Genomic DNA, 18,756 nt, shown 5'->3' with positions numbered 1-18,756 from the left:
CGTGTGTTACTTGTCCACATCTAAACGGATCACATCACCAGGGCGTATGATGCCGCCGGTTATGATCCGGCAATTCAGGCCCGAACGGTGTTCGAGCAGATCGCAGATCGTCTTTTTGGTGATCATATCGATGTAGCGGCAGGGGAAGTTCAACCGCCCACCTTCAAGCACTACGTCGCCGACGCGAAACCGGCGCCCGACAAGGTGGTTCAGCGGCACATCGCGGGTCGTCAGGTTGCGCCGGTGTTCTTGCGCATCAAGCGTGATGTCGTGATCGCGCGCAAAGGCTTCTAGCGTTTCGACCTCGATCAGGGTGACTTCGCGCACATCGGGTTGGGCGGAATAGGTGCCCGTGTCGGTGCCAATCGCATAGCGATCCCCTGTGATGCCGACGCCCGCGATCAGCTCGGCCGTGGTTTGTTCGACCATCGGAGCGCGTGCTTTCGGTGTTGTATGGATGCTTAGAAGTTGTCCTTGCCACATGGTGTTTGCCCTTTCAGCGCATGCGAAGTGCGCCGTCCAGCCGGATCACCTCGCCATTGAGATAGCCCATTTCGACAATAAACGCGGCCAGACGCGCATATTCATTTGGATCGCCCAAGCGGGCAGGGTTGGGCACATCTGCCGCCAGCCCGGTTTGTACGTCTTCGGGCAGACCTGCCAACATGGGCGTTTTAAAAATCCCCGGCGCGATGGCCATCACGCGGATGCCAGAACTGGCCAGATCACGCGCCATGGGCAGGGTCATGCCCACAATGCCACCTTTGGATGCAGCATAGGCGGTCTGCCCCTTTTGCCCATCAAAAGCAGCCACCGAGGCCGTGTTGATGATCACCCCACGTGCGCCGTCCGGCTCGGCTGTATTCTTGGCCATCGCTTCGGCGGCAAGGCGCGCGACGTTGAAACTGCCGACAAGGTTGATGTCGATGGTCTTTTGAAAGGCCGAAAGCGGGTGTGGGCCATCGCGCCCAACGGTTTTGATCCCCAATGCGATGCCCGCGCAGTTCACTGCCACCGTGATGCCACCCATGCGGGCCACGGCCAGATCAATGGCGGCTTGCACCGACGTTTCGTCCGTCACATCGGTTTTAGCAAAGTGCCCGCCGATTTCAGATGCCACTTGTTTACCACGAATCGCATCACGATCGAGCAGGGTCACCTGCGCACCAAGGCTTGAAAAATGGCGTGCGGTGGCTTCGCCCAGCCCGGATGCGCCGCCTGTGACTATCGCCAGGGTTGAGTTGAGTTGCATGAAGCCCGCCCGTTCTAAAAAGTGACTGAGTGTTTTGATACGCCCAAAGCACAACATTTAAAACAAGCGGTTTGGGCAGGGGCGTTTACCCTTTGTGAATCCAACCGCCGCCAAATATCCGGCTGCTGTCGCGGTCGTAAAACACGCAAGCCTGTCCCGGTGATACGCCTGCCTCGGCGGCAACCAGTTCAACGGTGGCTTCTGTCGCGCTGATCGGGCGAATCACAGCGTCCGTCGGTGGGCGCATTGAACGGACTTTGACAGCGACATGCCATTCGGTTTGGCTGTCAAAGGGAGCATCGCCCAACCAATTCACTTCGCGTACCGGCACCGTTCGGGTGGCCAGCATATCCTTTGGACCAACAATAACTTGGGCCGTGTCTGCGTCCAATTTGACCACATAAAGCGGATCAGCAAGCCCACCAATCCCAAGGCCACGACGCTGCCCGATGGTGTAATTGATGACGCCATCGTGTTGCGCAAGCACGCGGCCTTCGGTGTCGACAATGTCGCCCGGCGCTGCCGCTTCGGGGCGCAACTTGCGGATCACAGCCGCATAATCGCCGTTGGGCACAAAGCAAATGTCTTGGCTGTCAGGTTTGTCTGCCACGCTTAACCCGTACTTGGCCGCAAGCGCGCGCGTGTCATCCTTGGAGGGCAGGTGGCCCAAAGGAAACCGCAAGTAATCCAACTGCGCGGGCGTGGTCGAAAACAGAAAGTAACTTTGGTCGCGGTTTGCATCGGCCGCACTGTGCAATTCAGGGCCTGAATCGCCCATTTTCCTTTGGATATAGTGGCCTGTGGCCATGCAGTCGGCCTCAAGATCCTTGGCGGTTTCCAGCAAATCTTTGAACTTTACCCGCTCGTTGCAACGGATGCAGGGCACAGGTGTTGCACCGCCCAAATAGCTATCGGCAAACTCGTCAATGACGGCGTCTTTGAACACATTTTCATAATCGAGTACGTAGTGCGGAAAACCCATTTCCTCGGCCACGCGGCGCGCATCATGGATGTCGATGCCGGCGCAGCACGCGCCCTTTTTGGCCAGCGCGGCACCATGATCATAAAGCTGCAATGTGACGCCAACCACGTCATAGCCTTGCGCCTTTAATTCGGCGGCAACAACAGAACTATCAACGCCGCCAGACATGGCAACGACAACACGGGTGTCAGCTGGGGCCTTGGTAAAGCCCAAGGAATTAAGCGGACCGGACTGGTCAAGCATGTCTACGTCTCCGGGTGAATTGTTCGCATATATATGAAAATGCGAAATAGTCTCAAGGGGCGGCTTAACCCGTCATTAAAGACGGGGGACGATGTTGCCTGTGAAATAACAAAGAGCACAGCAATGTATTTGAAAAAAATCGATGGGCAGCGTGCTGTCACTTTGCCTGATGGCACGGTGCTGACGCAGGCTGACTTGCCTCCTGCGTCAACGCGGCGGTGGGTTGCATCGCGCAAAGCTGCTGTCGTGCGTGGTGTCGTCTATGACTTGCTGTCTCAGGAAGAAGCGCTTGAACGCTATTCCTTAAGCGAAGAAGAGTTTTTGATGTGGGTACGCGCGGTATCTGATCACGGGGAAGATGCCCTAAAGGCGACGGCAGTCCAAAGATATAGACAACTATAGGTTGTTATGTTATTCAATTGTCGGGGGTAACGTGTGATTAACCTTTTGGGTTCACGTTTAGTTCAACACCTGACACGAACGTGGAGACCGAAAAATGCGCGTGCTGCTTGTAGAAGACGATCCAACAACTTCCAAAAGCATTGAATTGATGCTGACCCATGCCAACTTGAATGTTTATGCGACGGACTTAGGCGAAGAAGGGATCGATCTGGCCAAGTTGTACGATTACGATTTGATCCTTTTGGATCTTGATCTACCGGACATGAACGGCCACGAAGTGCTGCGCCAATTGCGCTTGGCGCGTGTCGAAACACCAATCTTGATCCTGTCAGGGTCGGACGACACGGAAAACAAAATCAAGGGTTTTGGATTTGGCGCAGATGATTACCTGACCAAACCTTTCCACCGCGAGGAATTGGTGGCACGCATTCACGCCATCATCCGCCGCTCAAAAGGGCACTCGCAATCTGTGATCAACACAGGCGAGGTTTCAGTGAACCTTGATGCCAAAACTGTCAGCGTGGACAAAAAGACTGTACATTTGACGGGCAAAGAATACCAAATGCTTGAACTGCTTTCACTGCGCAAAGGTACGACACTCACCAAGGAAATGTTCCTGAACCACCTTTATGGCGGTATGGACGAACCGGAATTGAAAATCATTGATGTGTTTATCTGCAAGCTGCGCAAGAAATTGAGCACAGCAACAGATGGCAAGAACTACATCGAAACGGTGTGGGGGCGTGGTTATGTCTTGCGTGATCCCGAACCGGTTCAAGATGTGGGTCCAGCCCCTTTGGCTATGGGGGCCTGACACCCTCAAGGTTCGTTGATTGAAAAAGCCACCGCATGTTCGTTCTGCGGTGGTTTTTTTATGGAATGCCCTTGTGCGAAAGATGGGCCAATGCCTTTTGGCCAATAAGTGCGATCAATGGCTGGACCCGGCGGTCATGCGCTTTTATCTCTTGGTCTGAACCGGACGGGGAAAGACGTGACAGCCAAGACGCCCATAGATGACTTAACTCGGCAACAGGCACAGGTCGAACTGGCTAGGCTCGCGACCGAACTTGGTATGGCGAACAGCGCCTATCACACAGCAGACGCGCCACAGATTACTGATGCGGATTTTGACGCACTGAAGCGTCGCAATGCCATGATCGAAGTGCGTTTCCCAGACCTCAAACGCTCCGACAGCCCGTCGGATCAAGTGGGGGCTGCGCCTGCTGATGGGTTTTCAAAGATCACGCATGCCATGGCGATGCTGTCGCTGTCCAACGCGTTTGATGATGATGACGTGCGCGAATTCAACGACCGGATTCGCAAATACCTCGGCCTCGATGCGACTGCACCACTGGCATACACTGCGGAACCTAAAATCGATGGGCTGTCTTTGTCCTTACGATATGAAAATGGTCGATTGGTACAGGCGGCGACACGCGGTGATGGTGCCGTTGGTGAAAATGTCACTGCAAACGCGCGTACGATTGCGGACATCCCGCAAAACCTGACCAATACGCCTGAATTGCTAGAAGTGCGGGGCGAAGTTTACATGTCGCATGCCGACTTTGAGGCGCTCAACGCACGTCAAAACGAGGCTGGGCAAAAGCCCTTTGCCAACCCGCGTAATGCGGCTGCTGGATCTTTGCGGCAACTGAATGCCGACATCACGCGCGCGCGTCCACTGCGCTTTTTTGCCTATGCGTGGGGTGCCCTGTCTGAACCACTTTCTGATACCCAAAGTGGTGCGATTAAGCGACTGAATTCGCTTGGTTTCCAAACCAACGCCTTGACTGCGCTGTGCAATGGCCCTGAAAATATGATCGCCCATTACCGCGAGATTGAACAACGGCGCGCGGGTCTTGGTTATGATATCGACGGCGTGGTTTACAAAGTCGATGATCTGGCATTGCAAGCGCGCCTTGGTTTCCGATCGACAACGCCACGTTGGGCGATCGCCCACAAATTCCCGGCCGAGCTGGCTTGGACCACTCTTGAAGCGATCGACATTCAGGTCGGGCGCACTGGCGCTTTGTCTCCGGTGGCGCGGTTAAGTCCGGTGACGGTTGGCGGCGTTGTGGTGTCCAACGCAACTTTGCACAACGAAGACTACATCGCCGGACGCGACAACACAGGCGCCACCATTCGGGATGGCAAGGATATCCGCGTCGGCGACTGGGTGCAGGTGTATCGCGCAGGTGACGTGATCCCGAAAGTTGCCGATGTGGATTTGTCTAAACGACATGACACCGCACAGCCTTTCGTGTTCCCCAAAACCTGTCCCGAATGTGGGTCTGATGCCATCCGCGAGGAAGGCGACGCCGTGGCGCGCTGCACGGGTGGTCTTATATGCCCTGCGCAAGCAGTTGAAAAGTTAAGGTATTTCGTCAGTCGAGCTACCTTTGATATCGAAGGGCTTGGGGCTAGGCAGATCGAAATGTTCTATGGCGATGATCAGTTGCCGATCAAAGAACCTGCCGACATCTTCACCTTGAAAGACCGCGATTCCGCGAACCTGACCAAACTGGCCAACCGCGAAGGTTGGGGGGCGAAAAGTGTGGAAAACCTATTTCAAGCGATCAAAGAAAAGCGGCACATCCCGCTGAAAAAACTGCTGCTTTCTTTAGGAATACGCCATGTGGGCGAAGTGGCTTCGGCTGATTTGGCGCGCCATTTTGGGACGTGGAATGCGTTGCTTGAAGCTGTGGATCGCGCGGCACCGGCCGCCGTATGTCATTTGCAGGCGGACATTGCAGAGGCGCAAGAACGGATTGCGGCCCAATCCCAAGGCCGCCGCGCTCGAATCAAACCGACTCGAGATGCCGAATGGGATGGCGTGCACATCGCCGCCAAAGCAGCATGGGACGCGTTGACCGGCATCGATGGGATCGGCGCGACCGTTGCCGTTGCCTTGGTCACGACGTTTCAGCAACAAGCCGAACGCGCCAGCATTGATCGCCTTGTGGCCCATCTGGACATTGCGCCTGACGCCAGTCCGGCGACGCAAAACAGTCCAGTTGCCGGAAAAACCGTTGTGTTTAGCGGAACTCTTGAAAAAATGACGCGAGCAGAGGCCAAAGCGCGCGCAGAAAGCCTTGGCGCAAAAGTCTCAGGATCGGTCAGCGCCAAAACGGATTTACTTGTGGCCGGGCCGGGCGCGGGATCCAAGGCTAAAAAGGCAGCGGATCTTGGAGTTGAAACGCTGGACGAAGATGGTTGGCTGGACCTGATCGGCGCACCATGAGCCGCCCTGAGATCCTTTTCCCACTTTTTGCCGATCTGGAAACGTTGGACGGGGTCGGGCCAAAAACGGCACAGAATTTGGGCCAATTGGGTGTCGCGACGCCGCGCGATTTGTTGTTCACGTTGCCTCATTCCGGCGTTGACCGCGCCTTGCGTGATACGATTCAAGGGGCTGTTTTTCCAATAACTTTAACCGTTAAGGTCAAAGTTGGCACGCACCAACCTTCGCGCAATCGGGGCGGGGCGTATCGCATCCACGTAGAGGATTCGACGACATTCTTCTTGTTGGTATTTTTCCATGGGCGCAGCGACTATTTGAACAAAGTGTTGCCGGAGGGGGCCGAGCGCGTTGTGTCCGGCCGCGTCGAAATGTTTGACGGGGTTGCCAACATGGTGCACCCGGATCACATCGTACCGGTGGAGGAGGCGGGCGACATTCCCCGTTTCGAACCGACCTATCCGCTGACCGGTGGGGTGACGCAAAAGACGATGTTCAAAGCAACACGTTCGGCGCTGACACGGATGCCGGTGCTGGAAGAATGGATTGATCCGGGGCAGGTCGCGCAGGCAAACTGGATTGGCTTTGATGCGGCGATGGTAAATGCGCACGCGCCAACCCAGCAAGATGACCTTGCTGTGACCGATCCGTCGCGGACACGTTTGGCTTATGACGAATTGCTTGCGCATCAGCTCACACTTGCCCTCGCGCGCGCGTCCGAGCGGCGCACGCCGGGCCAAATTTCGCATGGAACAGAACGTTTGCAGGCGCGGGTCCGTGCCGATTTGCCCTATAAGGCGACGGGTGCGCAAGATCGCGCCATTGCTGAAATCGCTGCTGATATGGCCGAACCGACGCGCATGAACCGCTTGCTTCAGGGTGATGTCGGGGCAGGCAAGACGCTTGTGGCGTTTATGGCGTTGCTGATCGCGGTCGAGTCTGGCGGGCAGGGTGTGATGATGGCGCCAACAGAAATCCTTGCGCGTCAACACCTTGAGGGGCTTCAGCCTTTGGCGGAAAGTGCGGGCGTCGTGCTGGATATTTTGACCGGGCGCGACAAGGGGGCGGAACGGCGCGCGAAACTTGCAGCCCTTGCTGCTGGTGACATTCAAATCTTGGTCGGCACGCATGCGGTGTTTCAGGCCGATGTTGAATTTCGCGATCTGCGGTTGGGTGTTGTGGACGAACAGCACCGCTTTGGTGTGCGTCAACGCCTTGCGCTTGGCAAAAAAGGCGCGGCGGCGGATGTGTTGGTGATGACGGCCACGCCGATCCCACGCAGTCTGGCGCTTGCGCAATACGGCGATATGGACGTGTCGGTGCTGGATGAAAAACCGCCCGGGCGCAAACCGATCAAGACGGCGTTGGTTAGTACTGGTCGCATGGACGAAGTTGTGGCGCGATTGCAGGCTGTGATGGCGGAGGGGCGACAGTGTTATTGGGTTTGTCCTTTGGTCGAAGAAAGCGAGATCGTTGACCTGACCGCGGCGGAAGAACGGTTCAAACACCTGCGCGCTGCGTTGGGCGAGGGGTGTGTCGGGTTGGTCCATGGGCAGATGCCGTCGGCGGAAAAAGACGCGGCCATGGCGCGGTTTCAAGCTGGCGAGACAGGTGTTTTGGTCGCCACCACGGTGATCGAAGTCGGGGTCAACGTGCCCAACGCGACGATTATGGTGATCGAACGCGCCGAAACATTCGGTCTGGCACAGCTTCACCAATTGCGCGGTCGGGTGGGGCGCGGGGATGCGGCTTCGACCTGTTTGCTTATGTATCAGGTCCCCTTGTCGGATGCGGGGCAAAAGCGCTTGGAAGTTTTACGCGAAACGGAAGACGGATTTGTGATTGCCGAGACCGATCTTGCCATGCGTGGATTCGGTGACCTGATCGGCACAGCACAATCGGGGGTGCCCCGATTCAACATTGCGGACTTGGAAAAGCAGGGCGCGTTGATGTCTGTCGCGCAAAGTGATGCGCGAAAATTGCTGTCGGATGACCCCAAACTGACATCTCAACGGGGCAAGGCAGCACGCGTGCTTTTGTGGCTTATGCGCCAGGATGAAGCGATTCGTTTAATTTCAGTGGGTTAGCGTAATTGATGCCATAAAGTTCGCAAATGTTCTCAAAAAGTTCTTTACGTAGCATTAAGAATATGAGAACAAAGTGGCAACTCAGGAACGAAAGGCACCGATATGACAACGCTCCGCACTCTGAAAGATGCCGCAGCCCGCGCTGAAGCCACATTGCTTCATGACCTTATGGGGGCCGCTGCTTTGATAGTGATGATGATCGTTGGCTTGTACCTGCCGGCCCTGATCTGAGTTCTGCCTGCGATCTTGCTTTGATCCATCCCAGCGCCCGTCCCAATTGGCGTTTACGCATCTGGCTTTGCCTAGCTGATGCGGCCCTGTTTGCCTCGGGGTTTCGGATCTGTCCCCTGCAAGACACGCTTTCCTTGCGCCGCCATCCTTTTGGATGTGCGGCGCTTTTTTTGTAAAAACCTAAAAACTGAAGGCAAGGCGCAGACCGCCCCAGTGCCGTCCCTTCACCATAATGGGGGCCGATAAATCCTTCATCATTTTGAATTCACCACCCCCCATATCGCGTCGATACACTTGCAGCAGAAACGGTGCAGGGCTGCGCCCGGCTTTCAACCCAACACGGTCGTCAAATATTCGCCGATTGCGGCAATTGGCCGTGTTCCAAACTTCGTCCGCGCTCTGAGGGTGTGAAAAATTCTTGTTATGTGTCGGAAGATAACCGTTCACATCGACCGCAGCGCAGAACACCACCCTGTCGTTGAGGGCGAGTGCTGGTTCCTGAATAGCAGGGAGGATGCGATCCAATAGGTCCGTGTAGGCGGTACGTAACTGCTGCGGCGCAGTGCCCGGAATAGGTACATAGTTGCGGTCAAATAGGTCGGGCATGCTTATCTGCCCATCGGATACGGCTTGTTCAAACGCTTTGCTAATGGCGGCCGCCCGCGCGCGGGTATAGTCAATAAAGGGCGCGTCTTCTGTCATGCCACCAAGTGCTGCACTGGTTCCCACGATAGTTTCAGAAGTATCGATCAAGCGCCCGATTCTTTTGTGCGCTTTTTCGATGCCATCTGTCGTGGTGGCTATGCTTTGCCCCATGCCATGCATGCTGGGGGTAAATGCCTCGATTGCGGTGCGAACTTTGACACCGTTGCTGTTGATCCGTTCGGCTTGCAGCTTGGTGTCGCCCACTGACTGCTCCATCCGGGATAGGGCATCGTCGGTCTTGGCACTTTGTTCCATGAGGCTTGTGGCGGTTTGCGCGACATCATCGGCTTCTGTGCCCAATGTGGCGATCCAGCCCGTCAGTGTTTCGATATTGGATGAGATTTGTCTGGCGGCGTCTTTTGTCTTTTTCGACAATTCGTTGATGGCATCAGCGACCACTGCAAAGCCGCGCCCCGCGTCGCCAGCGCGCGCGGCTTCGATTTTGGCATTGATGGCGAGTGTGTTGACTTGCATCGAAATGGACGCGATCTGAGTGTTGTTATTTTTGACGGCTTTTAATGTATCGCTGATTTCAGTGTTGCGTGTCGAAACGTACTGTACCCATGTCGCTATTTTGTTGGATTCTTCGCCTAATGCGCGCACGAGGGTTGCAGATGTGTCGACATCCTGTGCCGTGCGCTCGACGCTGGCACTTAGATCACGTGTGGCACCTTGCACCGCGGTACTGGCGGCTTCAATGTCGCGCGACCCATCTTCTACGCCACTAAGGGCCACGCGTTGTTCACGGGCTTGCACCTCAACAAGATCAAGAAATCCGGCAATATCAACGATCTCATAACCCAAATCGGAAGCGGCGCGCGCCAGCGCGTTCAGCTCTTTCATCTCGGGGAAGTCCGGTTGCGCGTTCATTTGCCAGCTTTCGATGTCTAAAGATGTAGACGTTTTAGAATCGAAACCTTCAAAAAATCCTAACGCGCGAGGGTCACGCGCAATCCGATTGCAAAGCGTGTTCCATTGCTTCGGTTGTGGCCTCAATCGCCAGTAAGATCGAAGCATGGCGGTTTTTAAATTCGCGGGCGGGTTCAAGCACGTCAAAGCCGTTAAAGGGCGCGCCGGGCACTGGTCCTTGCTCGGTTAACATCGCGCGTAGGTCGTCACGTGCGGCGCGCAGTTCATCCAAAGACCGCCCTAGCGCTGCATTTCCAGTGACAGCCGCTGCCGCCTGACCCAATGCGCATGCTTTGACGTCTTGCCCAAACTCGGCAATGCGCCCATCGGCCACGCGCAGGTCCACAGTCACGGTCGATCCACAAAGTGGCGAGCGTTTTTTAATCGTTGCATCCGGGTCCATAAGCCGTTCGGTGTGCGGCATGTCTGCGGCCAGCGCGAGAATGCGCGTGGAATATAGTTTTATCAGATCTGTATCGGCGGGCATGGCCCCTCCGGCTCTGGTGTCATTGCTGTTGCTGTTCTACATAAGCCCGCACGCCACAGATGCAAAAAGGTTTTCGCCATGACTGTACAATTTGATGCTGCAACTTTGCGTTACAACGATGCGGGGCTTGTGCCTGCCATTGCGCAAGACGTTCATAGCGGCGAAGTGCTGATGATGGCGTGGATGAATGCAGAGGCCGTTCGCCAGACCCTTGAAACGGGGCGGGTGACCTATTGGTCGCGTTCGCGCAGTGCGTTTTGGATCAAAGGAGAGACCTCCGGCAACGTACAAGAACTGGTTTCTTTACGGGTGGATTGCGATCGTGACTGTTTGCTGATGCAGGTGCGCCAAAAAGGCCCTGCATGCCACACAGGGCGGCGCACGTGTTTTTACACCGAAGTGCAGGATGGCGTCGAAGTTATATTGATGGAGCCGGAATAGGGCGTTCAGCGCAACAGCTGGGCTTACTTGGATCTAAATGCGTTAAATTTCAATACGCTGACGTAGATCTGTCAAAGTGACGCCCTCGGCGCGGTAAGTGGCAATGGCGCGTGCGTCGTCACGTTTGGCCAGCCGCTTTCCGGCTTCGTCCCGGATCAATTTGTGGTGGTGATAGGTCGGTGTCGGAAATTTCAGCAGACCTTGCAGGACGACTTGCAAAGGGGTGGTGTCGAACAGGTCGGCACCACGCACAACATGGGTGATATGTTGTGCCGCGTCGTCAATAACGGCGGCCAAAGCATAGGATACGGTTTCGATCTCTTTGCGCCCCAAAACTGCGTCACCGGTCTGGGCCAGCAGCGTTGCGGCGTCGATGTTGTGTGTTCCGGCGTGTTCAGACCCCGTTTCGGTAAAAGCAATGTCTGCATGCAGCGCATCCAAGGCGCGCGCCATATCAAGGCGCAGCGCGTCGCCGGCTTGTCGCGAAGACATGGGCCGACTGCGACAGGTCCCGGGATAAACGGCGGGCGCGCTGACGCCTTCTTGCGGGGCGGACAGGGTGGCACGGATATCACTACGACTACAGCTGCAAGGGTAAATGAACCCGCGATCCGCCAATGCCATCAGGTCGTTATTATAGCGCTCTAGATGATCCGATTGACGCAGCACGGGCATTGGCCACGACAAGCCCAACCACGCGAGGTCATCGTAAATCTGTGCCTCCCAAGCGGGACGGGCGCGGCTGGTGTCTGTGTCTTCTATGCGCAGCAGAAACGCGCCATTTGCAGCATGCGCCATTTCATAGGCGCACAATGCGGAATAGGCGTGCCCCAAATGTAATGGCCCTGTTGGGGACGGTGCAAATCTCGTGGTGAATGTCACGTTTTTTCAAGCACATATACGGTGGAATTTAACTGAATTCCGGGGATGTGGTCGCCGCTTTCCTTGAACAAAAGCCGGGCAGCACCGCAATCCGTCCACTCTGAAATACCAGCCTCAAAAAGCGGATCTTCCAAGGTGTGATCGTTGAAAGAAAATACCAGTTTTCCGCCATTGGGCAAAGAACGCATCAACTGGTGCAATACAGATATCGGGGCAGCACCTGAGCCGATAACCCCCATAGCGGCGCAAAGGGCGTAATCGTTGCGGGGCAGGTCTGCGCCGCCTTCGATCTGATCCAGATGACGGTAAACGCCTTTGTCGCGCGCACCGGCCAGCATCTTGGCCGACAGGTCCAGACCGTCGATGACGGTGAACCCAGCCTGCTGCAACGCAAGGCCCGACAGCCCAGTGCCACACCCGAAATCCAAAAGCGGTTGGGATAAGTCTTGCGTGACGTTTTTCAGGGCCTCGGCGCAACGCCCCGGTGTGACATAGCCGTTTTCGCCCAATTCAGCCTCGTAAGAGGCGGCCCAGTCGTCATAAAGCGCGCGCGTTTGGGATGCATCGCGCACGGTATATGCTTTGTTTAGAAACCTTGTCATGCAGGCAGTTTAGCGGCGTAAAGGGCGCGCAGTCCAGTTTTTAGGTCGTGGCAGGTTGGGGGGCAAGCCACGCGGCCCAATCCACTTTTGCGCGATCTGTATAGGCTTTGTAGCGGTCTTTGCGTCCGCGCCGCCCACCTTTCAGCCCTTCGACTGGGGGGAACAGGCCAAAATTAACGTTCATGGGTTGAAACGTCTTGGCGTCAGCTCCGCCCGTGATGTGGGTGATAAGGGCGCCCATGGCGGTGGTGTTGGGCGGTGTTTCAAGGGTTTGCCCCAAGAGTTCACTGGCGGCCAAACGACCGGCGAGCAAGCCCATAGCGGCGGATTCCACATATCCTTCGACGCCCGTAATCTGCCCTGCAAAACGGACATTGGGGCGCGAACGCAGGCGCATATCACCCGTCAACAGCGTCGGCGCATTCAGGAATGTGTTGCGGTGGATGCCGCCAAGTCGGGCAAAGCGCGCATTTTCAAGGCCGGGAATCGTTTTAAAAACATCTGCTTGCGCGCCGTACTTCATCTTGGTTTGAAAGCCGACGATATTGTAAAGCGTGCCCAACTTGTTGTCGCGTCGCAGTTGCACCACGGCATAGGCTTTGACATCTGGCTGGTGCGGATTGGTCAGGCCCACGGGCTTCATCGGACCAAAACGCAAAGTTTCGCGCCCACGTTCGGCCATCACTTCGATGGGCAGGCAGCCGTCAAAATAGCCTGCCGTTTCACCTTCGTGAAATTCGGTCTTTTCGGCGGCCAATAGTGCGTCGATGAAGGCCTCGTATTGGTCTTTGTCCATGGGGCAATTGAGGTAAGCGGTGCGCTCTTCCTCGGTCTCGCCTTTGTCGTAGCGCGATTGCATCCACGCCTTTTCCATATCGATGCTGTCAAAATAGATGATCGGCGCGATGGCATCAAAAAAGGCCAGTGCCTCGGCGCCGGTCTCGGCGGCAATCGCTTGGCCTAAGGTCGAAGAGGTCAGCGGCCCGGTGGCAATGATCCAATGGCCATCCTCGGGCAGGGTGGTGATTTCGCGGTATTTGACGCTGATGTTGGGGTGCGCCAGCAATGCGTCAGTCACAGATTGCGCAAAGGGATCACGATCGACAGCCAGCGCGCCACCTGCAGGCAGGCGATGCTTGTCGGCAGTTTGCATGATCAACCCGTTGGCTTCACGCATTTCCCAATGCAACAGGCCAACGGCGTTTTGTTCACTGTCGTCGCTTCGAAAAGAATTGGAACACACCATTTCACCCAGCAATCCCGTCTGGTGTGCAAAGGTTTCGACCGATGGGCGCATTTCGTGGATCACCACGTTGATGCCCATATTTGCCGCTTGCCATGCTGCTTCTGATCCGGCCATGCCGCCGCCGACGATATTGAGTGTGTGTGTCATGGCGCGGATGTAGGGCAAGGCGCGCGCGCGCGCAACTGCGTCACGCTGACGAACGTACGGTTCGTTGCTATGTGCATGTCCAACTATGTGGGGGTGATTTTTGGGGTCGCCGCTGCGGGGATGGTCGGTCAGTGAGAGGCTGACCTGGAGGGACCTTCCGCCAGTCGGCGACCCAAAATCGTATCCGACCCTCAGGCCGTGTCTTATTTGTGCCCCATTTGCGCCTGAATTACTAGTGGTTTTTCGGAAATAGTAGGCACACGTTTTGGAAACAATGGAAAATTGTATTTATTAACAGTTACTTAAGTGTCTTGCGGCCAGTCCGGAGGGCGCTTTTCGATAAAGGCATTTATGCCTTCTTTGGTATCTGGGTGGGCCATATTGTCGACCATGACCTGCCCGGTATAGGTATAGGCGTCCGTGATCGGCATCTGAAGTTGGGCATAAAACGCTTCTTTTCCCACTTTTACGGCTGATCCCAGCTTGGCGGCGATCTGGGTTGCAAGGGCTTTGGTCTCGGACTCAAGGGCGTCATGATCGACGGCGCGATTGATCAAGCCCAGCTCGGCGGCGCGCGCGGCCTCGATAAACTCGCCGGTTGTCAGCATTTCAAACGCCTGTTTGCGCGGGATATTGCGCGACAGGGCGACCATAGGGGTGGAACAGAACAGGCCGATATTAACGCCGTTCACGCCAAAGCGCGTGCCGTGGGCCGCAACAGCCAGATCGCAAGTGGCCACCAGTTGGCAACCCGCCGCTGTCGCAATGCCATGCACTTGGGCAATCACGGGTTGGGGCAGGGACTGAATGCGCGCCATCATGGCAGCACAACGATCAAACAGGTCTTTGAATGCGGCGGCCCCGTCATCTGGGCTCTGACGTGCGGCAGTCATCTGTTTCAAATCATGGCCTGCGCAAAATGCTTTGCCCGCACCTGAAAGGATCACGGCGCGGATTGTGCGATCATTTGCAATCTCATTCAGTGCACCGTGTAGGGCGGCGATCATCTCGTCGCTTAGGGCATTTAGGCGATCCGGCGCGTTCATGCGCAGATGCGCGACAGCGCCCGTACCGTTGCGTTCTAGAATTGCCATCTTGCTCTCCGCGCCATTTGCAGTGAACCCTAGGGGACAAAGCGAGCGAGGAAAAGTATGGGCTTAGTGATGGATGCCGCCGAGATGAACGCCTTTTTGGGGCGTGCCTTTTTGGAAGTGGCAGGCGACTTTCATGTGGAGCATGTGGATGATGCCGGTGTCACCCTGCGTTTATTGGTACAGGATCGCCATTTGCGCCCCGGCGGCACAGTATCCGGCCCCGCGATGTTCGCGTTAGCGGATGTGACGGCTTATATGGTGACGTTGGCCCACATTGGGCCGCGCGCGTTGGCTGTGACCACAAACTGTTCAATAGATTTTATGCGCAAGCCGGTATCGGGTGTTGATCTGATCGGTAAGGGGCGGCTGTTAAAGTTGGGCAAGCAATTGTCAGTGTCAGATGTGCTGATCTATTCCGAAGGCGATAAACGCCCTGTGGCGCGTGCCAGCCTAACTTACGCTATTCCGCCGCAAGGTGTTGATTTAAATACGTAACGAAAAGACGGCCGAGACAAGCTCGGCCGCAAGTGGAAGAGGTCTGGTTAGACGTCACGGGGATGTCACGCCTGCCAGAACACACGCCGGGACTCGCGAAAAGCTTCCGGCGGTGTCAGTCCCACATCGCGCAACTGAGCATCGCTGAGTTGCGCAAGCGCATGCCGCGTACGGCGGCGCGTGGCCCATTTTGACATCGTGACTGCGACGCGCAACGCAATCACCGAAGCCGCTGGCATGACGGACTGTGCCGACAGGTACGCGAGGTGTTGGGCGGGGGTCGATTGTACACGTGTCATGGGAATCTCCTAATAAATTGTATTGACACAATATGGCGAAGTTGCCATGTACATAGAGGTACAATACTGATACACCCAACATCAACGGAAACATTGTAATGGATACAATTTGGCAGCCTGACGTTCTCGACACATCTGGGCCTAAGTACAAAGCTGTTATGCTGGTGATCCGTGATCAAATCGCAAAGGGCACATTGCCGCCCGGCGAAAAACTGCCCCCCGTGCGGGATCTGGCGTGGAAGTTGGGGATCACGCCGGGCACTGTGGCGCGTGCTTATACGATGTTGACGGATGATGGCACGTTGATTGCCGAAGTGGGGCGGGGCACCTTTGTCGCCAAGCCTGACGCCAAAACGCCGTTGTTGGCCGAACTGCCCATCGAAGTGGATTCCACGCCCCACAACAGTGAGCGGCAAAGCGACCAAGTGAACCTGTTCTCTCCGCACTTGCCCCACGTTGGGCAGGCCGCGCTGATCCGCAATCTACTGGGCGAAGTGGCGGCTGATCCGCCCTCGGGCATGATGCACTATCCAACACGCGCAGGTGCCCGCCCGGCGCGTGAGGCCGCAAAGGCATGGCTGGCCGGGGCGCCTTTGGGGTCGTTTGACGCGGATGACATACAACTAACGCATGGGGGGCAAAACGCGATTTTGCTGGTCTTACAGGCGCTGTTGCGGGGACGTCGACCTGCTGTTCTGGTCGAAGAACTGGCCTATCCCGGCTTTCGCCGCGCCGCTGAATTGTTGCGCGCAGATGTGATCCCTGTGGCCATGGATGCTGACGGCGTCATCCCCGAAGCGCTTGAAACGGCGATCAAAACCCATGATGCACAGATCTTTTGCACATCACCCGAGGTGCATAACCCAACTTTGGGGTTTACCCCCGAACAGCGGCGCGCCGATCTTGTCGATGTGATCCGTCGCCACGATTTACAAATTCTTGAGGATGATTGTTATCGCCTTGGGGCGGCCCAAGCCCCCAGCTATCGCATGCTCGCCCCCGAACGCAGTTGGTACATTTCGTCGATCTCAAAATCTGTGACGCCTGCGTTGCGTTTGGGGATCGTGGTCACGCCAAAGGGGCGCACATCGGTGCTGCGACGCACGGCAGAGTATTCGTTCTTTGGCCTGGCGACACCGATAACGGATTTAGCGGCCAAGCTGTTGGTGCACCCCGAATTGTCCAGCATAATGGAGCGCGCCCGTCGCGAAATCGGTGTCTATGTGCACCGGGCCGTCAATGTCTTGGGCAGTTACGACCTTGTGTGGCGCGCAGATGTGCCGTTTTTGTGGCTGCGTCTGCCTGAGGGCTGGCGTGCAGGGGCCTTTGTGCAAGCGGCCGAGGCGCAAGGTGTGCGTATCCGTGCCGCCGAAGAATATGCCTGCCGCGAGGCGCGCGCCCCCCATTCGGTGCGCTTTGCCGTCAATGCTGGCGTTGGATTAGATGATTTTGAGGCCGCGATTATGCGACTACGTACGTTATTGGACAATCCACCAGAATCGATTGGCGTTTAAAGTATTCCAGCCGCGCCCCACGCCAGCCCAATCCCCACGGCGATGGCCGACAACAGTGCGGAATAACCTGCTAGTTTCCACATCGAAAACGGGCGTTCGCCGTAGGTGCGCCCGCGCATGCCACAGACGACGACTTTCATCGGTTTGCCGTTGTACTGGTAATGCAAAATCCAAACCGGCAACAGAATGCGGCGAAAGTGAATGCCGGTGGTGTCGGTGTTGTAGTTGATATTGTGCACGCCACTTCTGTTGATGTGACGTTTGATACGGTTACGCATCAACAACGCCTTGTCGCGCGCGTTGGCGGCCAACCCTTCGGCGACAGTTTGGTGGTGCTGTTCGGCCGCCATCCCAGCCACATAGCCCGCACGGTAGGGGCGCAGGCGCGTTGGGTCAAAGTCATGCAAAATACCGTCGCGGATCAACGGCGTCACATGTGGCGAGGCAGGCACCAGCAAGTCGTCAAAGCTGGTGCGCATGCTGCCTTTGATCTTTTTTGTTATGGTCTGCTTGTTGCGCCGCACGGTGTACATGGCCCAATAATCCACGGCCTCTTCGCTATCAAAGGTCCAGAAGGGGACATAGATGCCGACAACGCGCCCCTTTGCCACGTGATCCTGCAAGTCATTCGGGGCCGCGATGCGTTTCTTGACCCAGTGCAGCGCAAAATCCTGCGCGTTTTGTTCCGGCACTTCGAATGGAATTAATGCCATCGGGGCAAATGCGCGGTCCGCGCGTTGCAACACAACAGGCCCATCGCAATAGGCACAGGCCGAGCTAAGCGAGCCTGCCACAAAGGTCACTGTGCCGCCGCAGGTTTCGCAGGATTGCACGTGTCCGCGGAAGGTGATGGGGTTTTCGACTGCTGGGGCCATGGGGTCGAACGGGAATTCCACCCAAGCGCGTGCGTCATCTTCTTCTTCAAGACGGCGCGCATTGCCGCAACTTAAGCAGACCAGCGCCTGCTGTGCTGGATCATACAAGCACTGCCCGGCGCAATCCATGCATTGCAGTTCGGTTTGGATGGCGCTTACATCGCTCAATTGTCTGAACTCGCGAGTGCCGAGGCGATTTCCAAAAGCACCCGCAGGCGCAGCCATGATCGGTTGATCGCTCCGTCTAAGTCACCTGTGACGCCCCAATCCCCAATGATGGTTGCCAAAAACCACGTGGTCATCAGCCAAAAGGCAATCATCGACCAACCTGCAATGCTGCGTATCCACCCGGCCGACCCCTGTTTGAGCTCATGTTTGGCCTCATAGACCGTGATTAGCTTTTTGACGGAAGACATGCCCACAAGGGTCGACACGCCCGCCAAAGCAAGCGCTGCAAGAAAGGGGGCAAAAAGGGACAAGGTCATGGTGAGTTCGACGCGCGTTTGACTTCAATCGATCTGTGTTCGTATGTGAAACGGCTGGGCAGGGGGATGCAAGGCGATAAGTGCTGCATGTTTGTGGGGTAATATAATACCATAATTGTAAGACGTTGTTTCGCAACGAT

General features: G+C 56.3%; 20 protein-coding genes. 8 read left to right on the top strand and 12 right to left on the bottom strand.

Features of this window, described 5'->3' with window-relative positions:
* Positions 1–6: 6 nt before the first annotated feature.
* The 3 genes from ABJF76_RS02220 to mnmA form a co-directional block, all read right to left on the bottom strand.
* The gene (locus ABJF76_RS02220; RefSeq protein ID WP_413821438.1) at positions 7–483 is read right to left on the bottom strand and encodes an MOSC domain-containing protein; all 477 of its coding nucleotides are present in this window, start codon (positions 481–483) and stop codon (positions 7–9) included.
* 13 nt (positions 484–496) lie between these two features.
* On the bottom strand, positions 497–1,252 hold the full coding sequence (locus tag ABJF76_RS02215; RefSeq protein WP_413821439.1) for an SDR family NAD(P)-dependent oxidoreductase: 756 nt from the start codon (positions 1,250–1,252) through the stop codon (positions 497–499).
* Positions 1,253–1,337: 85 nt separating this feature from the next.
* Complete coding sequence (gene mnmA / locus ABJF76_RS02210; RefSeq protein ID WP_413821440.1) at positions 1,338–2,477, bottom strand: tRNA 2-thiouridine(34) synthase MnmA; 1,140 nt, start codon at positions 2,475–2,477, stop codon at positions 1,338–1,340.
* Positions 2,478–2,600: 123 nt separating this feature from the next.
* Between mnmA and ABJF76_RS02205 the strand changes: the two genes are divergently transcribed.
* The 5 genes from ABJF76_RS02205 (at position 2,601) to ABJF76_RS02185 (ending at position 8,435) form a co-directional block, all read left to right on the top strand.
* Complete coding sequence (locus ABJF76_RS02205) at positions 2,601–2,879, top strand: DUF1153 domain-containing protein (protein ID WP_413821441.1); 279 nt, start codon at positions 2,601–2,603, stop codon at positions 2,877–2,879.
* Positions 2,880–2,973: 94 nt separating this feature from the next.
* Positions 2,974–3,693: a response regulator transcription factor CtrA gene (gene ctrA / locus ABJF76_RS02200; protein WP_413821442.1), complete on the top strand. Its 720-nt coding sequence runs from the start codon at positions 2,974–2,976 to the stop codon at positions 3,691–3,693.
* A 117-nt stretch (positions 3,694–3,810) separates the two neighbouring features.
* A complete protein-coding gene (ligA, locus tag ABJF76_RS02195) occupies positions 3,811–6,120 on the top strand; it encodes an NAD-dependent DNA ligase LigA (RefSeq protein WP_413821443.1) in 2,310 nt (769 codons plus the stop codon).
* Positions 6,117–8,204: an ATP-dependent DNA helicase RecG gene (recG, locus tag ABJF76_RS02190; protein ID WP_413821444.1), complete on the top strand. Its 2,088-nt coding sequence runs from the start codon at positions 6,117–6,119 to the stop codon at positions 8,202–8,204. Before ligA ends, recG begins: the two co-directional genes overlap by 4 nt.
* 102 nt (positions 8,205–8,306) lie before the next feature.
* Complete coding sequence (locus ABJF76_RS02185) at positions 8,307–8,435, top strand: hypothetical protein (protein WP_413821445.1); 129 nt, start codon at positions 8,307–8,309, stop codon at positions 8,433–8,435.
* 180 nt (positions 8,436–8,615) lie between these two features.
* On the opposite strand, the gene ABJF76_RS02180 is transcribed toward ABJF76_RS02185, so the two are convergent.
* Positions 8,616–10,010 carry a methyl-accepting chemotaxis protein gene (locus tag ABJF76_RS02180; protein ID WP_413821446.1) on the bottom strand — a complete coding sequence of 465 codons (1,395 nt, stop codon included), beginning with the start codon at positions 10,008–10,010 and terminating at the stop codon, positions 8,616–8,618.
* A 73-nt stretch (positions 10,011–10,083) separates the two neighbouring features.
* A complete protein-coding gene (locus ABJF76_RS02175; RefSeq protein ID WP_413821447.1) occupies positions 10,084–10,536 on the bottom strand; it encodes an iron-sulfur cluster assembly scaffold protein in 453 nt (150 codons plus the stop codon).
* Positions 10,537–10,614: 78 nt separating this feature from the next.
* Between ABJF76_RS02175 and hisI the strand changes: the two genes are divergently transcribed.
* Positions 10,615–10,977 carry a phosphoribosyl-AMP cyclohydrolase gene (gene hisI, locus ABJF76_RS02170; RefSeq protein ID WP_413821448.1) on the top strand — a complete coding sequence of 121 codons (363 nt, stop codon included), beginning with the start codon at positions 10,615–10,617 and terminating at the stop codon, positions 10,975–10,977.
* A 42-nt stretch (positions 10,978–11,019) separates the two neighbouring features.
* Here the strand turns inward: hisI and gluQRS are convergent, their stop codons facing one another.
* From gluQRS to ABJF76_RS02150, 4 genes are all read right to left on the bottom strand, one after another.
* On the bottom strand, positions 11,020–11,859 hold the full coding sequence (gluQRS, locus tag ABJF76_RS02165) for a tRNA glutamyl-Q(34) synthetase GluQRS (protein WP_413821449.1): 840 nt from the start codon (positions 11,857–11,859) through the stop codon (positions 11,020–11,022).
* The gene (locus tag ABJF76_RS02160) at positions 11,856–12,461 is read right to left on the bottom strand and encodes a class I SAM-dependent DNA methyltransferase (protein ID WP_413821450.1); all 606 of its coding nucleotides are present in this window, start codon (positions 12,459–12,461) and stop codon (positions 11,856–11,858) included. Before ABJF76_RS02160 ends, gluQRS begins: the two co-directional genes overlap by 4 nt.
* Positions 12,462–12,501: 40 nt before the next feature.
* Positions 12,502–13,854 (bottom strand): methylenetetrahydrofolate--tRNA-(uracil(54)-C(5))-methyltransferase (FADH(2)-oxidizing) TrmFO, encoded by a 1,353-nt coding sequence (gene trmFO / locus ABJF76_RS02155; RefSeq protein ID WP_413821451.1) that lies wholly within the window; start codon positions 13,852–13,854, stop codon positions 12,502–12,504.
* A gap of 302 nt (positions 13,855–14,156) precedes the next feature.
* On the bottom strand, positions 14,157–14,948 hold the full coding sequence (locus ABJF76_RS02150; RefSeq protein ID WP_413821452.1) for an enoyl-CoA hydratase: 792 nt from the start codon (positions 14,946–14,948) through the stop codon (positions 14,157–14,159).
* A 57-nt stretch (positions 14,949–15,005) separates the two neighbouring features.
* Here ABJF76_RS02150 and ABJF76_RS02145 point away from each other — a divergent pair, with 57 nt between their 5' ends.
* On the top strand, positions 15,006–15,443 hold the full coding sequence (locus ABJF76_RS02145; protein WP_413821453.1) for a PaaI family thioesterase: 438 nt from the start codon (positions 15,006–15,008) through the stop codon (positions 15,441–15,443).
* 65 nt (positions 15,444–15,508) lie between these two features.
* Here ABJF76_RS02145 and ABJF76_RS02140 read toward each other — a convergent pair whose 3' ends face one another.
* Complete coding sequence (locus ABJF76_RS02140) at positions 15,509–15,742, bottom strand: DUF1127 domain-containing protein (protein ID WP_413821454.1); 234 nt, start codon at positions 15,740–15,742, stop codon at positions 15,509–15,511.
* A gap of 98 nt (positions 15,743–15,840) precedes the next feature.
* Between ABJF76_RS02140 and ABJF76_RS02135 the strand changes: the two genes are divergently transcribed.
* Positions 15,841–17,256, top strand: a complete 1,416-nt coding sequence (locus ABJF76_RS02135; RefSeq protein WP_413821455.1) for a PLP-dependent aminotransferase family protein — start codon at positions 15,841–15,843, stop codon at positions 17,254–17,256.
* Here ABJF76_RS02135 and ABJF76_RS02130 read toward each other — a convergent pair.
* The gene (locus ABJF76_RS02130) at positions 17,253–18,299 is read right to left on the bottom strand and encodes a hypothetical protein (protein WP_413821456.1); all 1,047 of its coding nucleotides are present in this window, start codon (positions 18,297–18,299) and stop codon (positions 17,253–17,255) included. The genes ABJF76_RS02135 and ABJF76_RS02130 overlap by 4 nt on opposite strands.
* Positions 18,296–18,616 (bottom strand): hypothetical protein, encoded by a 321-nt coding sequence (locus ABJF76_RS02125; protein ID WP_413821457.1) that lies wholly within the window; start codon positions 18,614–18,616, stop codon positions 18,296–18,298. Before ABJF76_RS02125 ends, ABJF76_RS02130 begins: the two co-directional genes overlap by 4 nt.
* Between the last annotated feature and the right edge of the window lie 140 nt (positions 18,617–18,756).

It is taken from the genome of Tateyamaria sp. (genome assembly GCF_039940735.1).
In the GTDB taxonomy this organism is placed as follows: domain Bacteria; phylum Pseudomonadota; class Alphaproteobacteria; order Rhodobacterales; family Rhodobacteraceae; genus Tateyamaria.
Note: the sequence above shows the minus strand (reverse complement) of the source record. Positions and strands in the feature narration are given on the sequence as shown.

What these genes read in the sequence shown, in the direction of transcription:
- ABJF76_RS02220 (WP_413821438.1), bottom strand. Translation starts at nt 483, where the DNA reads ATGTGGCAAGGACAACTTCTAAGCATCCATACAACACCGAAAGCACGC.
- ABJF76_RS02215 (WP_413821439.1), bottom strand. Translation starts at nt 1,252, where the DNA reads ATGCAACTCAACTCAACCCTGGCGATAGTCACAGGCGGCGCATCCGGG.
- mnmA (WP_413821440.1), bottom strand. Translation starts at nt 2,477, where the DNA reads ATGCTTGACCAGTCCGGTCCGCTTAATTCCTTGGGCTTTACCAAGGCC.
- ABJF76_RS02205 (WP_413821441.1), top strand. Translation starts at nt 2,601, where the DNA reads ATGTATTTGAAAAAAATCGATGGGCAGCGTGCTGTCACTTTGCCTGAT.
- ctrA (WP_413821442.1), top strand. Translation starts at nt 2,974, where the DNA reads ATGCGCGTGCTGCTTGTAGAAGACGATCCAACAACTTCCAAAAGCATT.
- ligA (WP_413821443.1), top strand. Translation starts at nt 3,811, where the DNA reads ATGGCTGGACCCGGCGGTCATGCGCTTTTATCTCTTGGTCTGAACCGG.
- recG (WP_413821444.1), top strand. Translation starts at nt 6,117, where the DNA reads ATGAGCCGCCCTGAGATCCTTTTCCCACTTTTTGCCGATCTGGAAACG.
- ABJF76_RS02185 (WP_413821445.1), top strand. Translation starts at nt 8,307, where the DNA reads ATGACAACGCTCCGCACTCTGAAAGATGCCGCAGCCCGCGCTGAAGCC.
- ABJF76_RS02180 (WP_413821446.1), bottom strand. Translation starts at nt 10,010, where the DNA reads ATGAACGCGCAACCGGACTTCCCCGAGATGAAAGAGCTGAACGCGCTG.
- ABJF76_RS02175 (WP_413821447.1), bottom strand. Translation starts at nt 10,536, where the DNA reads ATGCCCGCCGATACAGATCTGATAAAACTATATTCCACGCGCATTCTC.
- hisI (WP_413821448.1), top strand. Translation starts at nt 10,615, where the DNA reads ATGACTGTACAATTTGATGCTGCAACTTTGCGTTACAACGATGCGGGG.
- ABJF76_RS02160 (WP_413821450.1), bottom strand. Translation starts at nt 12,461, where the DNA reads ATGACAAGGTTTCTAAACAAAGCATATACCGTGCGCGATGCATCCCAA.
- trmFO (WP_413821451.1), bottom strand. Translation starts at nt 13,854, where the DNA reads ATGACACACACACTCAATATCGTCGGCGGCGGCATGGCCGGATCAGAA.
- ABJF76_RS02150 (WP_413821452.1), bottom strand. Translation starts at nt 14,948, where the DNA reads ATGGCAATTCTAGAACGCAACGGTACGGGCGCTGTCGCGCATCTGCGC.
- ABJF76_RS02145 (WP_413821453.1), top strand. Translation starts at nt 15,006, where the DNA reads ATGGGCTTAGTGATGGATGCCGCCGAGATGAACGCCTTTTTGGGGCGT.
- ABJF76_RS02140 (WP_413821454.1), bottom strand. Translation starts at nt 15,742, where the DNA reads ATGACACGTGTACAATCGACCCCCGCCCAACACCTCGCGTACCTGTCG.
- ABJF76_RS02135 (WP_413821455.1), top strand. Translation starts at nt 15,841, where the DNA reads ATGGATACAATTTGGCAGCCTGACGTTCTCGACACATCTGGGCCTAAG.
- ABJF76_RS02125 (WP_413821457.1), bottom strand. Translation starts at nt 18,616, where the DNA reads ATGACCTTGTCCCTTTTTGCCCCCTTTCTTGCAGCGCTTGCTTTGGCG.